This window comes from Treponema sp. (assembly GCF_024696245.1).
Lineage (GTDB): Bacteria > Spirochaetota > Spirochaetia > Treponematales > Treponemataceae > Treponema_D.
Map to the genome: position 1 here is coordinate 1 of NZ_JAILGZ010000114.1, position 21,246 is coordinate 21,246.

17 protein-coding genes and 3 tRNA genes are annotated in these 21,246 nt (G+C 39.5%); 9 read left to right on the forward strand and 11 right to left on the reverse strand.

Annotated elements, in window-relative coordinates; all coding sequences use genetic code 11:
- Positions 1-671 (reverse strand): PHP domain-containing protein (locus K6D58_RS08130; protein WP_296829529.1); only part of this gene is annotated, 671 nt, incomplete at its 3' end.
- Between the two features lie 87 nt (positions 672-758).
- Between K6D58_RS08130 and K6D58_RS08135 the strand changes: the two genes are divergently transcribed.
- Positions 759-2,018, forward strand: a complete 1,260-nt coding sequence (locus tag K6D58_RS08135) for a Crp/Fnr family transcriptional regulator (RefSeq protein WP_296829531.1) — start codon at positions 759-761, stop codon at positions 2,016-2,018.
- A 54-nt stretch (positions 2,019-2,072) separates the two neighbouring features.
- Positions 2,073-2,145, forward strand: a tRNA-Thr gene (locus K6D58_RS08140).
- Positions 2,146-2,198: 53 nt separating this feature from the next.
- Here K6D58_RS08140 and larC read toward each other — a convergent pair.
- From larC to K6D58_RS08175, 7 genes are all read right to left on the reverse strand, one after another.
- Positions 2,199-3,503 (reverse strand): nickel pincer cofactor biosynthesis protein LarC, encoded by a 1,305-nt coding sequence (gene larC / locus K6D58_RS08145; protein ID WP_296829534.1) that lies wholly within the window; start codon positions 3,501-3,503, stop codon positions 2,199-2,201.
- Entirely contained in the window at positions 3,500-4,192 is a 693-nt protein-coding gene (larB, locus tag K6D58_RS08150) for a nickel pincer cofactor biosynthesis protein LarB (protein WP_296829536.1), read from the reverse strand. Before larB ends, larC begins: the two co-directional genes overlap by 4 nt.
- On the reverse strand, positions 4,192-5,313 hold the full coding sequence (locus K6D58_RS08155) for a metallophosphoesterase (RefSeq protein WP_296829540.1): 1,122 nt from the start codon (positions 5,311-5,313) through the stop codon (positions 4,192-4,194). The genes larB and K6D58_RS08155 overlap by 1 nt, the downstream gene beginning before the upstream one ends.
- A gap of 19 nt (positions 5,314-5,332) precedes the next feature.
- The gene (gene murD / locus K6D58_RS08160) at positions 5,333-6,934 is read right to left on the reverse strand and encodes a UDP-N-acetylmuramoyl-L-alanine--D-glutamate ligase (RefSeq protein WP_296829542.1); all 1,602 of its coding nucleotides are present in this window, start codon (positions 6,932-6,934) and stop codon (positions 5,333-5,335) included.
- 21 nt (positions 6,935-6,955) lie between these two features.
- Positions 6,956-7,669 carry a hypothetical protein gene (locus K6D58_RS08165; protein WP_296829545.1) on the reverse strand — a complete coding sequence of 238 codons (714 nt, stop codon included), beginning with the start codon at positions 7,667-7,669 and terminating at the stop codon, positions 6,956-6,958.
- Positions 7,670-7,677: 8 nt separating this feature from the next.
- Entirely contained in the window at positions 7,678-8,811 is a 1,134-nt protein-coding gene (locus tag K6D58_RS08170) for a D-alanine--D-alanine ligase family protein (protein WP_296829548.1), read from the reverse strand.
- A 66-nt stretch (positions 8,812-8,877) separates the two neighbouring features.
- Positions 8,878-10,581 carry a Mur ligase family protein gene (locus K6D58_RS08175; RefSeq protein ID WP_296829551.1) on the reverse strand — a complete coding sequence of 568 codons (1,704 nt, stop codon included), beginning with the start codon at positions 10,579-10,581 and terminating at the stop codon, positions 8,878-8,880.
- 64 nt (positions 10,582-10,645) lie between these two features.
- Here K6D58_RS08175 and K6D58_RS08180 point away from each other — a divergent pair, with 64 nt between their 5' ends.
- Both K6D58_RS08180 and K6D58_RS08185 read left to right on the forward strand, forming a co-directional pair.
- Positions 10,646-12,007: an MATE family efflux transporter gene (locus K6D58_RS08180; RefSeq protein WP_296829554.1), complete on the forward strand. Its 1,362-nt coding sequence runs from the start codon at positions 10,646-10,648 to the stop codon at positions 12,005-12,007.
- A 132-nt stretch (positions 12,008-12,139) separates the two neighbouring features.
- Positions 12,140-12,430: an HPF/RaiA family ribosome-associated protein gene (locus tag K6D58_RS08185; protein WP_296829557.1), complete on the forward strand. Its 291-nt coding sequence runs from the start codon at positions 12,140-12,142 to the stop codon at positions 12,428-12,430.
- A gap of 30 nt (positions 12,431-12,460) precedes the next feature.
- On the opposite strand, the gene rpoN is transcribed toward K6D58_RS08185, so the two are convergent.
- Positions 12,461-13,888, reverse strand: a complete 1,428-nt coding sequence (rpoN, locus tag K6D58_RS08190) for an RNA polymerase factor sigma-54 (protein ID WP_296829560.1) — start codon at positions 13,886-13,888, stop codon at positions 12,461-12,463.
- Positions 13,889-13,948: 60 nt separating this feature from the next.
- On the opposite strand from rpoN, the gene K6D58_RS08195 reads away from it, so the two are divergent.
- On the forward strand, positions 13,949-15,277 hold the full coding sequence (locus tag K6D58_RS08195) for a DUF1015 domain-containing protein (RefSeq protein WP_296829563.1): 1,329 nt from the start codon (positions 13,949-13,951) through the stop codon (positions 15,275-15,277).
- Here the strand turns inward: K6D58_RS08195 and recQ are convergent.
- Complete coding sequence (recQ, locus tag K6D58_RS08200; protein ID WP_367182346.1) at positions 15,274-17,208, reverse strand: DNA helicase RecQ; 1,935 nt, start codon at positions 17,206-17,208, stop codon at positions 15,274-15,276. The genes K6D58_RS08195 and recQ overlap by 4 nt on opposite strands.
- A 78-nt stretch (positions 17,209-17,286) precedes the next feature.
- On the opposite strand from recQ, the gene K6D58_RS08205 reads away from it, so the two are divergent.
- Positions 17,287-17,369 (forward strand) — tRNA-Leu (locus K6D58_RS08205).
- A gap of 47 nt (positions 17,370-17,416) precedes the next feature.
- On the opposite strand, the gene K6D58_RS08210 is transcribed toward K6D58_RS08205, so the two are convergent.
- Positions 17,417-18,994, reverse strand: a complete 1,578-nt coding sequence (locus K6D58_RS08210) for a YifB family Mg chelatase-like AAA ATPase (RefSeq protein WP_296829566.1) — start codon at positions 18,992-18,994, stop codon at positions 17,417-17,419.
- A 108-nt stretch (positions 18,995-19,102) separates the two neighbouring features.
- Here K6D58_RS08210 and earP point away from each other — a divergent pair, with 108 nt between their 5' ends.
- From earP to K6D58_RS08225, 3 genes are all read left to right on the forward strand, one after another.
- A complete protein-coding gene (gene earP, locus K6D58_RS08215; RefSeq protein ID WP_296829568.1) occupies positions 19,103-20,320 on the forward strand; it encodes an elongation factor P maturation arginine rhamnosyltransferase EarP in 1,218 nt (405 codons plus the stop codon).
- Between the two features lie 41 nt (positions 20,321-20,361).
- Positions 20,362-20,931: an elongation factor P gene (gene efp, locus K6D58_RS08220; RefSeq protein WP_296829570.1), complete on the forward strand. Its 570-nt coding sequence runs from the start codon at positions 20,362-20,364 to the stop codon at positions 20,929-20,931.
- A 44-nt stretch (positions 20,932-20,975) separates the two neighbouring features.
- Positions 20,976-21,050: transfer RNA gene (locus K6D58_RS08225), tRNA-Arg, on the forward strand.
- Positions 21,051-21,246 lie beyond the last annotated feature (196 nt).

Sequence of the window (21,246 nt, forward strand, 5' to 3'; positions counted from 1 at the left end):
GGATGCCAGGCTTCAAGCCCCATAACACCTGCATTTCTTATACGCCTTAAAGTTTCTTCCATTTTACCCCAGGATACATACATGCTCATTGGGTGGGCCTGCACAGGTATTCCGCCGGAACTTTTTATAGCCCTGCAGCATTCTTCAAGATCAGCACCCTTTCTGTCTGTATAGCAGGGTCTTCCTTTTGCAAAGTATCTGTCAAAGGCTTCCTGTCTTGTCTTTACAAAACCTTTTTTTACCATGCAGTCTGCAAAGTGGGGACGGCCTATCATGTTCGTGTTAAAGGATTGTTCTACTTCTTCTATAGTAATATTTATTCCGGCAGCCTGAAGTTTTTCTGCCATTTTTATATTGCGGTTTTTTCTTTCGTCTTCAAGATAATCTTCTATTTCTTTTAATTCCGGGGAAGTTTCCTTTAAGCCCAGTCCCAGCAGGTGAAATTCTCCTGTAGGCCACTGTATGTTAAGTTCTATGCCCGGTATAAAAATAAAATCATGGCCTTCTTTTACTATTGCAGCAGCTTCTTTTTTAGCTTCTTCAATTCCGGCTGTAGTATCATGGTCTGTAAGGGCCATAATGTTTATTCCTTTTGAAAAGGCGTATCTTACCAGTTCTGAAGGGCTTTTTGTTCCGTCTGATGCTGTAGAATGGGTATGTAAATCAATCATTTTAAAAATAATAGCATATTTTTAAATTTTGTGATATAATATGAGAATAAAAGTCAATTGTCGGTAAGTTGGAGAGGTTTACAATTAATGCCTAAAGCCGTGTCATATGCTCAGGGAGCGATAATTTTTTTCTCAGGTGACAGGGATGATCACATTTATATCGTTCAGTCCGGCTTGATTTTAAATCAGGAAGTAGATATTGAAACCGGGCAGCAGATAACAGAAAAACTTAAACCAGGTGAATTTTTTGGTGTAAAAAGTACCCTTGCCCGTATGCCACATATGGTTACTGCTTATGCAGCAACAGATTCTGTAGTAATAGTAATGTCCCTTCAGGAATTTGAAAAGCTTTTTGCAAATAAAAGGGATGTTACGGAAAAAATGCTCAGGGTTTTCAGTAAGTCCCTGAGGGAAATTCATCATAAGATGCAGTCAATACTTCATAATGACGCTGTTTCCATTCCTCAGGACGTAGGAATGATGATGGTGGCTAAAGCTTTTTATGATGATGATGAATTTTTCAGCTGTGCCAGTGTATTATCCCGTCTTCTTGAAAAAATGCCTGATGCAGGTAATAAGGAAGCTGCCTCAAAACTTCTGGCTGATGCAAAAGTTAAGGCTGAACAGGATGCCCATAACAGTCAGACTGCAGTTTCTTCTTCTGATACTAGTGAGGATGCCTCCCTTAAACAGTTTTCGGCTCCGATTTTCCAGCGTTTTACAAAAGAGTTTAAAAAGGGTGAAGTCATCATTACAGAGTTTGAACCTGGTGAAACTTTCTATCTTATAAAGACCGGAGATGTTCAGATTGTAAAATGTATTACCGGCCAGAATAAAAATCTTGATATCCTTCATAAGGGAGAATTCTTTGGAGAAATGGCAATTCTTGATAAGTCTCCAAGAACTGCAACCTGTGTTGCCCATACAGATGTTTCCCTTCTTGAGTTTAATAAAGAAAACTTTGCTTCCCTTGTATTAGGAAACCCTCATCTTGTAATGAATCTTCTTAAGCTTTTCTGTAAACGTATTTATGATCAGCAGCGTTCAATCAAGATTATTCTTATTAAAGAAATAAGTGTCCGTATTTGTGATGTTTTCCTTATGTATGATGAAGCCATTACTACTCAGGAAACTGAACTTATGAATCAGCGCAGGACTTTTAATATTACAGTAAATGACATTGCTCACTGGGCAGGTATTTCCGTTGCAACAGCAAAGGAAGAAATAAACAAACTTGCTTCAAAGGATAAGATTCAGGTATTTGACGGCTATATTAATGTAATGAATATCCGTGATATGAAAAGGGTTGTTGACGCTTATTATACAAATCTTTCGGTTAACAGCTGATAAATCCTGTATTTGAATAACTTTTGAAAATCTGATATATTCACTTTTGTCTTTGCCGTTTTGGCTCAGTTGGTAGAGCAGCTGATTCGTAATCAGCAGGTCAACAGTTCGATTCTGTTAAACGGCTTCTTTACCGGTCTTGTCTGGACCGGTTTTTTTATGCTTAATTCTTTTTTGTTTTTATTCCTTATTACTTCTGGAAACGTATTCCTGTATTTCCCTGTAAAGATCGTAAAAACTTTTACCGCTTTCTCTTGCTGTCTTTGCAACATCTTCGTATTCAGGCACAAAACGGATTCCACCGGGTGTATATATTTTTTTGCATTGTATCTGACCATAAGGACTGTCTGCCATTATGCATTCCCTTTTTAATATGCTTCTTTTGATTTTGTGACTTCTGATACCAATACTGCTGCTGTGAAGAAAGACTGTCTTTTCTAAAAGCTCTTTATCTTCTTCTTTACAAATTACGGTAAGGGTAAAACCAGGTCTGTTTTTTTTCATAAAGCAGGGAGTGTAGTGGGCTTCCCTGGCATGGTTTTTATAAAGTTCTTCCATTAAAAAGCCCATTGTCTCCGGAGTAGAATCATCTATGTCTGTTTCAAGCTTAAACAGACTGTCTTCTTCTTCCTGACTTTCTATAATCATTACCCTGAGCACTGAAGGAATTGAATAGCTTCTTTTTCCTGCACCCCAGCCGCTTTTTAATACGGTAAATTCTTCAGGCAGTCTGGAGCTTGTTCTTACGGCAGCAGCTATGGCAGCACCTGTTGGAGTTACAAGTTCTCCTTCTACGTTTGTAATTGAAAGGGGCAGTTTGTTTTCTTCTGCTATATAAAGTGTGGCTGGAACAGGTACAGGGAGTATTCCATGACTGCATCTTATGGAACCCTGGCCTTCGCATATTTTTTTTATGCAGACCTGATCTATTCCAAGATCTTCCATACATACTGCAAAAGAAATTATGTCTATGATGGAATCAATTCCTCCTGTTTCGTGAAGGTGAACTTCTTCCGGACTTGTTCCGTGGGCTTTAGCTTCTGCCCTGGAAATTATGGCAAATATTTTTTTTGAAAGCTCCTTTGCTTTCTGACTTATTCCGCTGCTGTCTATTATGTCATATATCTGGGCAAGGGAAGTGTGGTGATGGTGGTGACCGTGTTCGTGTTCGTGACCGTGACCATGTTCGTGACCATGTTCATGTTCATGTTCATGTTCATAAACTTCTTCTTCCTGATGAAGGTGACCAAAAAGCCACTTCATGTCATGGTCCCTGCCTGAGTCTTCTGAATTAAGGATTACATTAAAGTCGGTACATTCAATTCCATTTTTAAAAACTTTGGAAATCTCTATTGAGTAACCTTCAAGTTTAACACTGGCAAGTGCTTCTTTAAGTTTTTCTGAGCTGGCTCCTGCATCAAGAAGTGCTGCAACAGCCATATCTCCTGATATTCCTGACTGACATTCAAAATATAATTCTTTCATTTCTTTCCCCTGACAGCAAGCCTGTTTATTTGAGTTGCTATGTAAGCTGCTCCATAACCATTGTCTATATTAACTACACTTATTCCATTGGCACAGGAATTAATCATTGTAAGTAGGGCGCTTAAACCTTCAAAGGCAGCTCCGTATCCTGTAGAAACGGGAACGGCAATTACAGGAACTTTTACAAGCCCTCCTAAAACACTGGCAAGGGCTCCTTCCATTCCGGCAACAGCGATTACTGCATTGGCCCTGCAAATCTGGTCTTTAACATCCAGCAGCCTGTGTATGCCGCTTACTCCAATATCATAAAAGCGTTCCGTATTGCAGCCAAAATATTCAGCAGTTTGAGCTGCTTCTTCTGCAACCCTTATGTCTGCTGTTCCTGCCGTACATACAGCAATAAGGCCTTCTTTTTTTTCTTCTTTATCCTGAATGATTAATATGCGGCTTTCTTTATCCCATTTGCACTGGGGAAAATTTTTTTTAACTGCAAGATACTGCTCTTCGCTGGCTCTTGTTCCCATAACTGTATGGTTTTCTTTATAGAGGCGGGCAAAAATTTTTTCTGTTTCTTCAATGGTTTTTCCCTGACAAAAAACAACTTCATTAAAGCCTGTTCTTTCTTTGCGGCTGCTGTCCAGTCTGGCAAAATCCTTATTGTCTGAACTTAAGGGAATGTAATCCTTCATTAATTTTTTCCTGATTTAATATTGATTACTACATATTCACACTGTCTTTCTGTTCTGAATGAATATCCCCATCCTGCAATTCCTGAAGTAACGATTACAGAAAAATCTCCGTCACTGTATTTTCCGTAGGTAAAGGCACCCAGGGCATCCATGATTCTTCCTGCAGGGAATATCTGCCCGCCATGAGTGTGGCCGCTGACTAAAAGATCTGCTCCGGATTCTTTTACTTCATCTGCATTTTTAGGCTGATGGTCTGCAACTATAATAAAAGAGTCCCGGCTGAAACCCTGAAGGATCTCTGAGATTTCCTGACGTTTTTCAAATCTGTTCATTGAAGCATCTTCCCTGCCTGCAATAACAAGTTCTTTTGTAATAAGTTTTCCGTAATCCTGAAGAATCTGAATTCCGCTGTCTGCTATGGCTAAATCCAGTTCTTCCCTGGTAAAGGCCGGATTTCCTGAATAAAGCTGGCGGTCATGGTTACCGTAAACGTAGTAAATGCCATATTTGGAATTAAGGCTGCCAAGAAGTTTAAAAATCCTATACATTTCTTTTCTGGAAGTTCTTTCGTCTGTAATATCCCCGTCAAGAATAATTACATCAGCATTTTCACTGTTGATTTTATCTATGGTATTAATAAAAACATCTGTATCCTGAATGGTAGCCCAGTGAAAGTCAGAAAGAAGAAGTATTTTGTAGTCCTGTGATGTTTTATCTGTATAAATATTGTATTCAGTTCTTGTGATTCTGTTCATGTTTGTCCTGGCAAAAATACTTACAGCTATGGTAAGAAGGGCAGGTATTATGCAGAAAGTTTTTATTATCATAAGGATTCTGCTGCATTTACTGTCTTTATTGAATTTTACAAAGTGATTTACTGCTAAAAAAATAAGGTTAACAATGAGGGTAAAAAGTAAAAAATGCAGAAGGTAAATAAGAAGGGGAGTTTTAAGATTAAAGGAAAGACATACAATTGTAAAAGCAAGGGCTGCGGCAGTAATCCTTCCTGCTTTAGCTGCTGAAGAAAAACCGGTGTATTTCATAATTCTTCTTATGAGTATGTAAACATAGACGCCGGTTATAAGTGCAAGAATTGCAGCTGCTGCCAGAATTCCAATCATAGATTACTGCCTCTTTTAATTAAAATATGTTCTTTACATAATCCTTGAATTTATTGCCCCTGTCAAATTCATTTGAGAACATGCCAAAGGAAGTACAGCCAGGAGAAAATACTACAGGCAGATACTGGTTTTCGTGAGCCCTGCCGTAAATGTTTTCTGCATTTCTGGACATAAGGCTGTTTTTAAGTATGCCAAGAAGAACTTCAAGGGAGTCAAAGGGTCCTGAATATTTGATTTTTCTTTCATCAAGGAGACTTGTAAGTTTATCTGTTCCTGTTCCGGACAAAAGGTATATTTCCAAAGGAATATATTCAGTAGAGTTTTCTCCGTTAAGGGTTTTTGCCAGTGGAAGAAAATCCAGGTTCTTGTCTGTTCCTCCGGTAATAAGGACAACCTTCTGGTTAAAGGACTGACTTGCAGCCGCTGCAGCTTCCGGTACAGTAGCACAGCTGTCGTTGTAAAAAATTATTTTTCTGGAATCAGAAGGACATTCCCATTCATGGAATCTTTCAAGCCTGTGGGGAATACCTTTCCAGCTGCCAAGTATGCTTATAATTTGTTCCGGTGCCACGCCCATTAAGTGAAGGACCAGGCTGGCATTTAAAACATTAATTTTCATATGGTCGCCGGGAACGAATAATTCACCCATGATTTTTTCTTCAGCAAGGTTGTGGGTTTTTGCATAGGTGCTTCTTAATTCCTTACTCAGTTTTGCAATTCCTTCTACGTTATGGCCCTGTGTTTTTTTCTGGTAAACGCCTTCAAAATCACCACCCTGAATTGAAGTGGAGTATCTTAAAACTTTTGCCTTTGTTTCTGATGCAAATAAATCTCCCCAGCACTTACAGCCCGGCTTTGGAGACAGGGAATCCTTAAGGTAGTCATCTTCATCTCCGTCAAGAATTGTAAAGTCGTTTTCGTCCTGGTCTGCATAGATAAGTTTTTTATCATCAACATAGCTGTCCATGTCAGAATACCAGTTCTGGTGGTCAGGTACGATTTTTGTAATTACGGCAATCTTTGGTTTAAGGGCTTTTCTGCCCCTGAGATCAGCAAGCTGCCATGATGAAAGTTCCAGTACAACAGGAGTAGTACCATCTGTCTCTTCAAGGAAGGTAAGGGGACTTACAGTAATGTTTCCGCCAAGAAAGCTTCTAAATCCTGCAGTGCGCAGACCGTAATCAATTGCACTTACAGTACTGGATTTTCCTTTGCTTCCTGTTACGGCAATAATTGGTGCCTTGGTAAAATGAAGGAAGATACTGATGTCTGTTTCTATGTGTCTGGCTGCAGCAAGATATTTGTTGCCGTTAAATTTAACTCCAGGATTTTTAATTACACAGTCAGCGTTTTCAAAATCTTCTATTTTGTGTTCACCAAGAACATAGCGAAGATTATTAAGGGGAAGGCTTTTATCTGAATTAAGTGAATCAATAGTAGGTTTAAGCTGTTCTGCAGTCTTCATGTCAGTAACAGTAACAAGGGCGCCGTGCTTTAAAAAGAATCTTACGCAGGCTTCTCCACCTCCGTTAAGTCCCAGTCCCATTACAGTTATGTGTTTTGACTTAATGTCTTCCAGTGTGTTAAAAGTACATCCTTCAGGATAAACATGTGCTGTCATAATAATCTCCCTTTTTTTATATCAGCAGTCCCACCATGCAGCCGCACTCTGGTCTGCAAGCTGGAGTAAAAGAACCAGAGGGTTCTTTAAGAAATTTGAATAGTTAAGTTTTTCCAGTTCACTTAAGTCACTGAATCCCATGTGCCTGCTTACAGCTTCTATTACATTCCTTCTGTCTATAAGTCCAGGCATGATTTTAAGCATTATCAGTACGGATTCATTTCCGTGACCAAGACTGCGGATTTCTGGCTTTACTTTAAATACTGGCTTTTTAGTCCAGTTACCGTTAATGTCTTTTGTATTGTGGAATTCTACTTTGTAGCTGCCTGTCTTACAAAAATCATGGCATAAGGCACTTAAAAAAACATCTTCTGCTGTGTAAGGACAGTATTCTCCGCTTTGTGCAAGGGGAGAAAGATGATAGTTTTCTGCAAGGCTCAGGGCAAAACGCAGGGCCTGAACTGTTACAAGAAGTGTATGCACTGCCAGACCGCAATCCCAGTTTCCGTGAAATCTTGTAGAGGCAGGAGATTTAAAAAAGTCTGATTCGCTAAGGTAGTTTTTAAGGGACTGACATTCATCCTTGTTTTCAATGATGTAGTCAGCCATCCTCATGTAGCATTCCTTAACTTTTGTTATGTCAAAGTTTTTTGGTCCCCTGATACAGTCTGATTCATCATAAATCATAATAAGTGCCTGTACCTGGGATTTTAGTTTTTCAAGATTCTCTGTCATTTTATTCCTTATGTGCGGGAAGTGCACAGTCTGCTTTTTTCGTTAAAGGAGTGAATTGCTTCTTCCATAAGGAAGTCAATGAGCTTTGAGTATTCAAGGCCTGCTGCCGAACACATTTTTGGGAACATACTGATGGAAGTAAAACCAGGAAGAGTATTGATTTCGTTAAGGTAAGTTTTCCCTGAGTCCCTGTCAATAAAAAAGTCTACACGGCTTAAGCCAGAAGCATTTACGGCAGCATAGGCTTTTTTTGCAGTTGTGCGTATGTATTCAAGTTTATCTTCGCTAAGAAGGGCAGGTATTTTAAGTTCAGCTCCGTCAGGGTCATTGTATTTTGCATCATAGTCATAGAAAACATGCTTTGGAACAATTTCTCCAGGCCCGTAAGCTTTAAGCACTGTACATGGGCATGAAGCATCTTCTGTAATTGAGTTTCCTGTAACTGAACATTCAACTTCCCTGGCATTAATTGCTTTTTCTACCAGAACCTTGTTGTCCCAGCTGAAGGCTTCCATAAGGGATGCATTTAATTCCCTTCTATTATTTGCCTTTGATGCACCATCGCTGGAACCTGCTGAACAAGGCTTTACAAAAAGAGGGAATCCGTAATCTTCTACAACTTTATCAATGATTTTGTCATAGCGGGCAGAATCATTTACATCTGATCTTGTAATACAGATACCTGGTACTACAGGAAGCCCTGCAGCCTTCCATAAAATTTTAGTTGTGTCTTTATCCATTGAAGCAGAAGAGGCAAGTACACCGCAGCCAACGTAAGGAATTCCTGCCATTTCAAAAAGCCCCTGAATTGTACCGTCTTCTGAATAGGTTCCGTGCATTACAGGAAAAACTACATCACAAGGAATTGCAGAACCATCTGCGTAAAAAATAGAGTTTTTGTCGTTTCCTGGTAAAATGGAAACAGCCTTTTTTTTGTCTTCATGAACTGCAAGTTTTGCTTCAGGATTTTTTCTTAATTCTTCAAAAACACTGTCATCTTCAAGATACCATTTTCCTTTTTTAGAAATGGAAATCATCTTTACTTTGTGCTCAGAACTTATTGCCCTGGCAACACTGGCACAGGAAAGAAGTGAAATCTCGTGTTCACCGGATTTACCGCCGTATATTAAAATTACATTCATTTTTTTATACCTTCATTTATTAAAAATTTAAGGGGAATTATAGTTTAAATTCCCCTTTTTGTTTACTTACATTAATTCCTTAAGGGCTTTTCTTGCTTCTGCAATTTCGTCATAAGGAAGGGGCTTGTCCTTGTAAATAATTGAATTCTCATGGCTCTTACCTAAGAGAAGAATTATATCATCAGGACCTGCATCCTTTAAGGCCATTCTTATAGCCTGCTTTCTGTCCGGAATAAGGAATAAGTCTTTATCCTGAACTTTACCGGCCTTTTCTGCACCCACAGCAATCTGACGGAGAATCTCCATGCTGTCTTCAAAACGGGGATCTTCATCAGTAAGAATTACCCTGTCACAGAATCTGTCTGCTATCTCTCCCTGAAGGGGACGCTTTTTTACATCACGTTCTCCACCGGAACCGAATACACAGGTCATTTTTCCCCTGCAGCGTTTTCTTACAGGAGGGAATATTGTTTCAAAAGAAGAAGGTGTATGGGCATAGTCAACAATTACTTCAAAGCTCTGACCTTCATCAATTACAGTCATTCTTCCTTTAACAGGAGTAAAGCCTTCAAGTAATGGAACCAGGTCTTCCAGCTTGCATTCAGTAGAAAGGGCAACTGCAAGAAGGGCAGCCATTATATTGTAGGCATTAAAGGCACCCGGAAGAGGGCATTTTACGTGAATCATGCGGTTTTTATCTGCCATGTCATGACTGTTTTCAAATCTGTATATGCTGAAGGTAAGACCATAGCGGGCACTGGCAATGTTTCTTGCAGAAAGGTATGCAATATCCTGTGGTACTGGTGGAAGAGGCTGGGCATTGATTTCTTCTCCTGCTGCTTTTCCTGCCTTTCCTTCTGTTGTAAAGCCGAATACTTTTTTACTGCAGGCCTTCTTAAAGTAAAGGGCTGCCGGGTCTTCAAGATTTACAATTCCAAAAGAAGGAACTGTAGTTTTTTTGCCGGCAATTGTCTTTACATGGTCATGTTTATCCAGAGCCCTGAAAAGATTAGCCTTATCGCTTTTGTACTGTTCATAGGTACCATGAAACTCCAGGTGTTCCAGGGTTACGTTCATAAATACTGCTACATCAAAAAGTACGTCTCCAAGACGGTTTGTTCTTGTACTTAAACCGTGGGAAGAACTTTCTACTACTGCATGGGTACAGCCGTTTTCCAGCATTTCGTAAAGTTCCCTCTGTACTATAGGAGCTTCCGGTGTAGTCTGGTGCTGGGGATTATCAATGGCATCATCTCCCAGTGAATACTGAACTGTAGAGATAAAACCTGCCTTAATTCCCCTGGCTCGTAAAAGCTGCCATATAAAGGCAACTGTAGAAGATTTTCCTTCTGTACCAGTTACTCCGTATACAACAAGTTTTTTAGAAGGGTAGTCATAAAATGCTGCAGAAAGAGGGCTCATGGCAAAGCGGCTGGATTCAACCTTTACAAATACAGTCTGCTGACTGCTGGCTGCTGTTGCGGCTGCTATGTCGTTTTTTTCTTCTTCAGAAAATTCTCCCTCAAATATAACTGCAACTGCTCCATTTTTAATGGCGGCTGCTATAAATCTGTTTCCTGTTGTATGGGTACCTGGAAGGGCAAAAAAGAGACTTCCCGGGCTTACCTGGCGGCTGTCAAATGCAAGTGAAGTAATGCATGCGGCCTGAGCTGCCTTAAGGGCCGGACCTGCTGCAAGTTCTGTCTTACCGTCTTCTTCGACGATTGTATTTTCAAAAACATTAAGTAAATCTGATAGATACTTTTTCATGGTTTTATGATTTTACTTTTTTTATCTTATTTAAACAACTGTTCATTTGCGCTATGATTAAAAAATGCAGCATAAATCAAATCAGATAGACATGACTAACGGTAATGTTTTTCTGAAGCTTACGGCATTTTCAATTCCCCTTATATTTTCCAGCGTCCTTCAGCTTCTCTTTAATGCAGCAGACGTTGTAGTAGTAGGCCGTTATGCCGGAGAAGAAGCCCTTGCCGCCGTAGGATCCACAGGTTCCCTTATAAACCTTCTTGTAAATCTTTTCTTAGGTCTTTCCATCGGTGCAAATGTAGTAGCTGCCCGCTATTTTGGAGCCGGTAAAAAAGACCGGGTGTCTGATACCGTACATACTTCAATTATAATGAGTGTTTTTTCTGGTCTGTTCCTTACTTTTACCGGGGTTTTCCTTTCAAGGCAGATTCTTATATGGATGCAGTCTCCTGAAGATGTACTGGAACTTTCTGCCCTTTACCTGAGAATTTATTTTGCAGGAATCATTCCTACTGTGGTTTATAATTTTGGCAGTGCTCTTTTAAGGGCTAAGGGAGATACAAAAAGACCTTTGTATTACCTTTTTGCAGCAGGTATCCTTAATGTTCTCCTTAATCTCTTTTTTGTAATAGTATGTTCCATGAGTGTTGCAGGAGTCGCCCTGGCTACAGTTATAAGCCAGACTCTGGCAGCTTTTCTGGTAATTATCTGCCTTATAAGGGAAAAGGATGAATTTCATCTGGATATAAAAAAGCTTAAGCCTGATTACGGCATAATGAGACAGATTATCAAAATAGGACTGCCGGCCGGATTTCAGGGAATTGTATTTTCCCTTTCCAACGTAATCATTCAGAGTTCAGTAAATTCCTTTGGAAAAATAACTGTTGCCGGTAATTCTGCCGCATCTAATATAGAAGGTTTTGTTTATATTTCCATGAACGGCTTTTCTCAGGGAACCTTAACCTTTGTTTCCCAGAACATGGGTAAGCAGGATTTTGACAGAATAAAGAAGGTAACCCTGGTTTCTTTGGCCACAGTTTTTGCTACAGGCCTGATTTTTGGTAATACAGTTGCTTTTTTAGGAAAATATCTTGTGGGCTTTTATAATTCAAAGCCGGATGTAATCAGGGAAGGGGTTATAAGGCTGAATGTTATTTGTACAACTTATGCCCTCTGCGGAATAATGGATGTAATGGGCAGTGTAGTAAGGGGCATGGGGCATTCCATGAAGCCTATGGCAGTTTCCATGCTGGGAGCCTGCGGCAGCCGTATTTTATGGATAGCAACTGTCTTTCAGATCCCTGAATACCACAGCTGTTTTGTGGTATTTTTATCCTATCCTGTTTCCTGGTTTATTACTTTTGTCGTACATCTTCTTGTTTTCTTCCATGTATATAAAACAGAAAGGCAAAAAAGCCTCTCTTAAATTTTTAAGACTTAGTTTAAATAATTTTTGATTTTTAAGAATTCCCGTTGTATAATTTAATCAAGTTGGAATGGAAAGACTTAAACCTCTTTCTTTTCCATTTAGAAAAAATATTTAAGGGAGAAAAACGATATGACAAAATCAATTTCAGCACAGGGATTTTCATTAAAAAGAGATCAGGCAGACTTAATTGATGCAAAGCTTCAGCGTATTGCTTATGCTGACAGTCTGATCGTTGACCTTATTCTTCGTGTTAAGGAAGATAAAAAGTATTATTTTGATGCAAACATCAACTTCCGCTGGGGAGCAAGTGCACACGTAACAAGTGATGACTTTGACTTTGCAGCAGCTGTAAACAAGCTTATGGATGTTCTTGATGTTAAAATTAAAAAGGAAAAGGATAAGATTCAGGAGAAAAAGTAATTTTTTTCTGTTCTTAAAACCATAGCATAATCATCTGCTGTAGGATGATTCAATGTTAAGCTTAGCCCGGTATTTAGCCACAGTGCGCCGGGCTATTTTTATTCCCTGCTGATTGAGTATTTCTGCAAGAATTTTGTCGCTTGGCTTTTTTATGTCATTGCGGTGCTGTTCAAGAACATTTTTAAGGGCAAAGAGAACCTGGTCCTGACTTAAGACTTTGTCTGTTTGAGGGTCTCTGGATACTGCATTTGTAAAAAACTGTTTAATAGGAAAAAGTCCAAAGGAACACTGCAGGTATTTAGTCCCTGCCATTCTGCTGATTGTAGCTTCGTGAAGGTTTAAAAGTTTAGCCAGGTCTTTCTGACTTAAAGGATGAAGGTGTCCCGGCCCCTTGTTAAAAAAATCCAGCTGTTTTTTTACTATATAACAGCATGAAGTTAAAAGGGTACTTTTTCTGTAGTTAAGGCTGTCTAAAAATTCCCTGGCTTTTTTAAGGCTTTCCTTAATGTCCTTTGAATCAGAGGAAGCCAGTTGAGGATTAATATAGATTTCAGGTTCTGTGGCAGCACCAACTTTTATTATTAATGAACCATTACCGTTTTTAATAATTCCCTTTGCAAAATTATCTCTATTTACATGCTCCTGGCTTTCTGTAACGGTAACATCTGCCATGATGTAATTTGTTCCATTGGTAGAGTAGGCAGCACCAGGGTGAGGATTAAGCCTGCGGATAAATTCCACAGCCTTTTCTACTTCTTCTTCCGTGACATTAAAGTTTTCATAGAAGTCTAAAGTTTTTTTATCCAGACCAAAAAGTTTTTTCTGGCTTCTTGCAAACTTATTAAGTTTTTCGCATATAAGCTTAATGTTTAAAGGGTCAAGAAAATTAAAGTGGCCGTCAAGAATAAAAAGTGCAAGCTTGTCAGGATTAGTCTTTTCCTTTGCCTGAACCAAAAGGCTTTCTTCGTAGTTTCTTGTGCAGGTTCCGGTAGGATCAAGATGCTGGATTATGGATGTTACTTTTTTTAACATGGCCTTATCCTGTCGGGGATCTTTTTTATTTAAAAAGTTCATGCTGTTGTAAACCATAAAGCCATTGTTATCCAGGTGATGAATAAGCTGAAAGGCAAGCTCGTGTTCGCTTTCTGACAGCTGCATCATATTAATCTGACTCATCAGGTGGTCCTGAAGGCTTTCCCTAAGGTCTGCTTTAGATTCCAGGACTTTAAGGTTTACATCAGAAGCCTGTCTTGAAGCAGATGTAATTCTTGAGGATGAACGGATTTCTGAATTTCTGAAATTTTTAATAATCAGGGCCGGATTTTCTTCTGCTTCCCGGTACATTTCCCTTTCTAAATCTTCTGCTGACAGAGAAAGAATCTTAAGGGACTGAATCTGCTTCTGGGAAAGAATCTGCTGCTGCTTTAACTGCTGGCTTAAGCCCTGGGTCATTTTCATACTATAAATATGAAATAAATTTTTTGACATGTAAAGTGATTTTTGGCATACTTTTAGCCTATGAAAGCTTTTGAAGAATTCGGTGTAAAGGTTCCTGAGATTCTCCTTCCTAAAGACAAGGACCTCAGTTCGTGGAGTGTGATTGCCTGTGATCAGTATACACAGGATGAAGAATACTGGAAGCGTGCAGAAAAAGCTGCTGCCGGAAAAGCTTCTACCCTTAATCTTATTTTGCCTGAGGTTTATCTTTCTGCTCCAGACAGAAAAGAACGTATTCAGAAAATCCGTCAGACAATGAAGGATTATATTAACGGAAATGTTTTTGATCCTGCAGATGAATGTTTTGTTTACCTTGAACGTAAAACAGGTTACGGCAGGGTAAGGCATGGTCTTGTATGTGCCATAGACCTGGACTGCTATGAATGGAAACCTTTCAGTAAGGCACTTATCAGGGCAACAGAGGCTACAATTGTAGACCGCATTCCTCCAAGAAAAGAAATCCGTATGAATGCACCTCTTGAACTTCCTCATATAATGCTTCTGGTAAATGACCCTGAGCATAAGCTTGTAGAAAAGACAGGAGAACTTGTAAAAGATGACAGCCCTGCCTATGACGGAGACCTTATGCTGGATGCAGGTCACATTAAGGGATGGAAAGTTAAGGGGGCTAACCTTGATTCAGTTTATGACAGCCTCAGTCAGCTTAAAAAAGAAAATACTCAGAAAGATTCTTCCGTATTCCTTTTTGCTGTAGGAGACGGAAACCATTCTCTTGCAACTGCAAAAGCTGTCTGGGATGAATATAAGGCTGCCTGTCTTGCTTCCGGTAAAAGTGAAGAAGAGGTAAATGCAAGTCCTGTGCGCTATGCTCTGGTAGAAATCGTAAACATTTATGATTCAGGTCTTACCTTTGAACCTATTCACCGTGTTCTCTTTAATACTGATGCTGATGAACTTTGTCAGGCAGTAAAGGCTTCTCTTGGTGGAAATGTAAGCCAGTGTTCAGGTCCGGAAGAATTAGAAAAGAAAGTTCATGACTCAAAGGCAAACTTTGGTTTTGTAAGCTCTAAGGATGGAAAGCCATCTTATCTTCTTCTTGAAACTCCTGTAACAGAATTAGCTGTCAGCCGTTTTCAGCCTGTAGTAGATTCCTTTATTGCTGCTAAAAAAGAAAGTGGTACTAATGTAGAAATAGATTATATCCATGGAAGTGATGAAGTATTCCGTCTTGGAAAAAAAGACAATACCGTTTCCGTACTTCTTCCACCTGTTGCAAAAGATTCTTTCTTTACAACTATTGGAAGCAGCGGACCTCTTCCTAGAAAAAGTTTCAGTATGGGTGAAGCCAGTGAAAAACGCTTTTACCTTGAATGCCGTAAGCTTTTTTAGTTTAGAGCTTCCTTAACTATCCTCAGAATATTCCAGCCGAACTTTTCTGATTTGTTTCTGCCTATGCCGTAACATTCAAGAAGTTCGGCTTCTTTTACAGGCTTTTTTTCTGCAATTGAAAAAAGGGTCCTGTCTCCAAAAATAACATAAGGAGGAACATTCAGTTCTTCTGCGGCTTTTTTACGCCAGTTTCTAAGTTCCTTTTCTATACGGATGCTTTCTTCATCATCAGATGTAAATTTAGAAGAAGGCTTTTTTATAAGAATAAATTTGTTTTCCGGAATCTTTTTCTTTTCATTAAAGTGCACGTTCATGTAAATGCTTTCCCGGTTTTTTAAGGCTTCCCTTCCTCTTTCCGTAACATAAAGTACCTGGTATTCCTGAGACCTGAAAATATAGCCTCTTTCTATAAGACAGGAACAAAGTTCGCTCCAGTCATTACGGCTCAGCTCCCTTCCGATTCCATAAGTGCTTATTCTGTTATGACCGTTTTCCATAATCCTGTTAGATCTGGAACCGGTAAGTACGTCTATTATGTACATGCTGCCAAAACGTTCATTTGTCCTGAGTATACAGGAGAGAAATTTCCATGAAGCTTCAGTAACATCTTTTTCTTCTCCAGGCCCATTACTGCAAATGTCACAGCAGCACTTATCATTGTCACCGGGAATCCAGGATTCTCCAAAGTATTCCATAAGAACCTTACGCCTGCAGCTTCTGGATTCTGCATAGCGGATCATTGCCTGTATAAGTTTTTCTCCCTTTTCTTTATTGTCATTTTCTTCCAGAAACCACCTGAGTTTTCTTACGTCTCCCTGACTGTAAAGAAGAAGGGCAGAGGATGGAAGACCGTCTCTTCCGGCCCGTCCTATTTCCTGATAGTACTGTTCAATGGAGCGGGGCATGTCATAGTGAATTACATACCTTACATCAGGTTTATTTATTCCCATACCAAAGGCAAGGGTGGCTGTCATTACATTAACCCTGTCCCTGATAAAGTCTTCCTGATTGCGGCTCCTCTCCTGGTCACTAAGGCCCCCGTGATATTTGGAAGCTTTTATTCCTGAGGCATTAAGTTTTTCACAAAGTTCATCTACCTGCTTACGGGAAAAACAATATATGATTCCGCTCTGGCCCTCGTGCTGCTGAATGTAGGTAACAGTCTGTTCCAGGGCATTTATCTTGCGTCTTACTTCAAGATAAATATTTTCCCTGTTAAAGGAAGAAAGAAGAATCTCCGGATTTTCCAGTTTAAGCTGGCGGATTATATCTTCCCTTACGCTGGAAGTGGCAGTAGCTGTAAGAGCCAGACAGACTGCTTTAGGAAACTCTTTTCTAAAAGAAGCAATTTCCAGATAGTCCGGCCTGAAGTCGTGCCCCCATTCACTTATACAGTGGGCTTCATCAATAGTGATGCAGTTTATTTCTACAGGAGATGAATGAAGAAGTTCCTTTAGTTTTTCTGAGGACAGTCTTTCCGGTGCAATATAAAGAAGAGAAAGATTTCCCTGTCTTATAGCAGTGCAGGTTTGTACATATTCAAACTGATCAAGACTTGAATTAAGAAAAGCTGCTTTTACTCCTGCTTCCCTTAATTGAGAAACCTGATCTTGCATTAAGGCAATAAGGGGAGAGATAACTATGGTAAGTCCTTTTGTAACAAGGGCAGGTATCTGATAGCAGAGGGATTTTCCTCCCCCTGTGGGCATAATGGCAAGAGTATCCCTGCCTTCCAGAATATTTTGAATTACGTCTTTCTGCAGGGGCCTGAAGTCGTCATATCCAAAGACTTTTTTTAGAATTTCAGCAGCCTTTTCCATAAGTGGTGACTTCTGACTTGAAGATGTATTTGTTTCCATAAAAAATATTCCTGTCTGGCGGGAAAGTTTTCTGAAAGTTTCCAGAAGACAATTATATTGAAATTCTTCCAATCGTAAAACCTCAAAATAAGTTAAATTTCTACTACTGACTTGCAAAAACTAAAGTACTTTGCTATAGTTACACAACTTGCCGCCTTGGTGGAATGGTAGACACGAAAGACTCAAAATCTTTTGCGCGCGAGCGTGTCTGAGTTCAAGTCTCAGAGGCGGTATAACGGTACTCATTTGAGTGCCGTTTTTTTTTGCCTGTCTTTTACAATTAAAGCATTAAGGAAATCGTATTTTCATTTTTCCTCAGTGATACAGCTTCTGTCATTGCTTCTCCATCAATAATATCTTTTTCTTTCATGTCAGCTATGGTTCTTGCAAGTTTAAGACAGCCGGATGCAGCTCTTGGAGAAAACTCATATTTTTCTGAAGCCTTATCCAGAACTTTTTTTGCATCAGAAGAAGTAATGCAGTATCGGGCAGTTTCTTCAGGACTTAAAAGGGCATTCTTTTTACCCTGTCTTTTTCTTTGCAGGGCAACGGCTTTTCCGATGTCTTCCCTCAGCTGGTCTGTAGTCATGGCTTTTTCTTCCATATTGTCTGCAGATGGAGAAGAATCTACCCTGATTCTGATATCGATCCTGTCTAACAGTGGGGCAGAAAACTTTTTCCAGTACTGTTCAACACTACGGCTGGAGCAGAGACAGATTTTATCTTTGGAACCATAGTTTCCGCAGGGGCAGGGATTTGCAGACATAAGGAGCTGAAAGCTTGCCGGAAAAATCGTAGACCGTCCTGCACGGCTTATGGTAATGCTTCTGCTTTCTAAGGGAACCCGGAGCATCTGCAGTACGGAAGACCTGAACTCAGCAGCTTCATCCAGAAAAAGAACCCCGTTGTGGGCTAGGGAAATCTCTCCCGGCCTGCACTGACATCCTCCTCCACAGATTCCCTCAATACTTGCAGTCTGGTGGGGCTGTCTGAAAACAGGTTTTCTGATAATTGAACTTCCCTTTGCTAAAAGACCTGCAATTGAATGAATCCTTGTAACGGAAGATGATTCTTCTGCCGTAAGAAGGGGCAGCAGGGCGGGAAACTTTTGCAGTGACAGGGTTTTACCGCAGCCAGGTGAACCATAGGCAAGAAGATTATGTCCGCCTGCAGCAGCAACCTGAAGGGCCCTTACAAGTTTTTTCTGGTTTTTAACTTCACTGTATTCATAGCCTTCTTCTACAGGGGCAAATAAAATACCGTGCTTTTCTACAGCTCCCTGGGGAATACCGGCTTTTTTATCATTAAGGTAATCCCTGGATTTTCCTGTAAACATTTTACTGCAGCTTAATGCTTCAAAAGCTTCCGTAAGATTAGAGGCACCAAAGACTTTCATACTTCCGGCCTCCCTGGCTTCTTCTGCATTTTCTGCCGGAACAATACACATACCAATTCCTGCAGCAAAGGCTGTCGCAGCAGCGGCATGTACTGCCCTTACAGGACGAAGCTTACCGTTAAGTTCAAGTTCTCCCATAATCAGGATTTTTTCATTAAGAAAATTAAATTCACCCTGACGGCTTTTTATAAGGACAGCCAGGGCAAGGGGCAGGTCAAAGCCGGCTCCTTCCTTTTTTAAGTCAGATGGGGATAAACTGATAAGAACCCTTTCACAAGGAAAGTCATAACCTGAATTAATTATGGCACTTCTCATTCTCTCCCTTGATTCCTTAACAGCTCCGTCTGCCAGTCCCACAATGTCTACAGCAGGTATTCCTCTCCTTAAGTCAACTTCTACAGTAACAAGAGAACCTTCATATCCGAAAGGTGAAAAACTGTATACACAAATATTTGAATCCATAAAACCTCCATATATATATTTGAATCGCCAGGTCAAAAAACACCAAAAAGTCATAAAATTTTTTTAAAAATATTGAAGGTCTGCCTTTATTCCGTTTAAAATATCTTTATGAAAAGAATTACCCTTTTATGTAAGGTTGTAGATAATTACGGTGACATAGGTTTTGTTTACAGATTGTCCCGCTCCCTTAAAGAACTTTATGCTGAGCAGTTTCAGCTTACCCTTGTTGTAAGTAACCTGGAATCTTTTTCAAGACTTTGCCCCCAGATAGATAAAAATCTTGCCCTGCAGGAATACAATGGATGGACAATTCTTGACTGGAATAATGAAAAGGAATCAGCAGCTTTTATTAACGATAATTTTCCTGATGTAATACTTGAATGTTTTCAGTGCGGCAGACCTGAATGGCTGGACAATCTTCTCTTTAATGAAAAAAGGCAGGGGGTGCTTATTGTTAATCTTGAATACCTTACTGCAGAAGAATGGGCAGATGATTTTCATCTTTTAAAAAGCGGAACAAGAAGTGCCGGTGTAAAAAAGATTAATTTTATGCCTGGCTTTACTGATAAAACCGGAGGTCTGGTCCTTGATAATGAATTTATGGAAAGCCTTAAAGATAAAAATGCTGCCCTAAAAAAAGTTCAGGACTTTATATCAGAAGCTTCAAAAAAATCCCTTGAAGAAAGAAGTGATTTTAACGTTCTGGTTTTTAGTTATCAAAGGGATTTTTCTTATGTAGCCCGGGCCCTTCAGGACTTTGCTCACTCTGCCGGAAAAAATATCAGGATTTTTGCAGCTCCAGGTTTAAGTCATAAATCAATACTTTCTGCAGTTAAAGATTGCAGCAATATAATAGTAGAAGAACTTCCGTATTTGTGTCAGACATCCTGGGATGCCTTACTTTGCCTTATGGATTTTAATTTTATAAGGGGAGAAGATTCCTTCAGCAGGGCCTCTTTAAGCGGACTGCCATTTATATGGGATATTTATCCTCAGGAAGATCAGTTTCATCTTGTAAAGCTGTATGCATTTTTAAACCGCCTTAAGCCATATTTTGAGGACAGTGATTTATTTGACAGATTCTCAAGGCTTTCCCTTGCCTACAACTATGACTTTAAAGAAAGCCTTTGTCCTGAATCCCGGTCTATTGTTGAAGAAAATGGCCTTGATATTTATACAGACAGAGATTTTTGCTTTAAGGAACTGCTTTTTTTATTGAATAATTATCAGGGCTTAAAGACTTCCTTTGCTTTATTCAGTAAAAAGATTCTTTCTAACGGAAATCTGACTTTAGCTCTTGCTGAAGTGTTGAAAAATTACTTTTAATTCTATATAATAACTACATATTTTTTTAGGGGACGTATTTTATGATTACAACAAACGAAATCAGAGTAGGTTCGGCTTTCATGTTTGAAGGTTCACCATTTATCGTTCAGCGCATGCTCGGACAGAAATCAGGTCGTGCAGGTATCACAGTAAAGCTTCGTGTTAAGAATATTGTTACTGGCGGAACTCAGGATCTTGGTCTTGACGCCGGAGAAAAATTTGATGAAGTAGATCTTGATGAAAAGAAAGTAAAGCTCTCATATATCGATGGTGAAGACTATCACTTTATGGATCAGGAAACATATGATGACATTTCTATCACTAAGGAAGACCTTGGTGACAATGCCGGTTATGTTTCTCCAGATGATGACTATGAAGTATCAATCACTTTCTATGAAGGAAAAGCTGTAGGTGTTAACCCACCAATCAAAGTAACACGCACAATTACTTATTGTGAACCTGGTATTAAGGGTGATACTTCTGGAAAATCTTTGAAGCCTGCAACACTTGATACAGGAATCGAAGTAAAAGTTCCTTTGTTCTGTAACACAGATGACCGCATCGTAATTGATACACGTGACGGTTCATTCGTAGAACGTGCAAAAGACTAATAAACAGTTTATAAATAGGGGGCTTTAACAAAAGTCCTCTATATGATCCCGTAGCTCATTTTGGATAGAGCGTCTGCCTCCTAAGCAGAAGGTGGCGAGTTCGAACCCCGCCGGGGTCAAAAAAATATTAAAACTAACCGGATTTAAGTCCGGTTTTTTTATGCCCTCAGGGGAAATCTTTATCTTGAGACAAAGTATCATTTAAAAATTATTTGTGTACGGATATGACAAAATCAGATATAATGTCAAATTATGTTATGCTATGGAGGCATGGATGAAAAATTATTTTGATTTAACAGGACAGGTTGCTATTGT

Coding starts and splice junctions, on each gene's coding strand:
- K6D58_RS08180 (WP_296829554.1), top strand. CDS start 10,646: ATGCAGCATAAATCAAATCAGATAGACATGACTAACGGTAATGTTTTT.
- larC (WP_296829534.1), bottom strand. CDS start 3,503: ATGAAAGAATTATATTTTGAATGTCAGTCAGGAATATCAGGAGATATG.
- K6D58_RS08165 (WP_296829545.1), bottom strand. CDS start 7,669: ATGACAGAGAATCTTGAAAAACTAAAATCCCAGGTACAGGCACTTATT.
- earP (WP_296829568.1), top strand. CDS start 19,103: ATGAAAAGAATTACCCTTTTATGTAAGGTTGTAGATAATTACGGTGAC.
- K6D58_RS08175 (WP_296829551.1), bottom strand. CDS start 10,581: ATGAAAAAGTATCTATCAGATTTACTTAATGTTTTTGAAAATACAATC.
- rpoN (WP_296829560.1), bottom strand. CDS start 13,888: ATGAAAATGACCCAGGGCTTAAGCCAGCAGTTAAAGCAGCAGCAGATT.
- murD (WP_296829542.1), bottom strand. CDS start 6,934: ATGACAGCACATGTTTATCCTGAAGGATGTACTTTTAACACACTGGAA.
- K6D58_RS08195 (WP_296829563.1), top strand. CDS start 13,949: ATGAAAGCTTTTGAAGAATTCGGTGTAAAGGTTCCTGAGATTCTCCTT.
- efp (WP_296829570.1), top strand. CDS start 20,362: ATGATTACAACAAACGAAATCAGAGTAGGTTCGGCTTTCATGTTTGAA.
- K6D58_RS08210 (WP_296829566.1), bottom strand. CDS start 18,994: ATGGATTCAAATATTTGTGTATACAGTTTTTCACCTTTCGGATATGAA.
- larB (WP_296829536.1), bottom strand. CDS start 4,192: ATGAAGGATTACATTCCCTTAAGTTCAGACAATAAGGATTTTGCCAGA.
- K6D58_RS08170 (WP_296829548.1), bottom strand. CDS start 8,811: ATGAATGTAATTTTAATATACGGCGGTAAATCCGGTGAACACGAGATT.
- K6D58_RS08185 (WP_296829557.1), top strand. CDS start 12,140: ATGACAAAATCAATTTCAGCACAGGGATTTTCATTAAAAAGAGATCAG.
- K6D58_RS08135 (WP_296829531.1), top strand. CDS start 759: ATGCCTAAAGCCGTGTCATATGCTCAGGGAGCGATAATTTTTTTCTCA.
- K6D58_RS08155 (WP_296829540.1), bottom strand. CDS start 5,313: ATGATTGGAATTCTGGCAGCAGCTGCAATTCTTGCACTTATAACCGGC.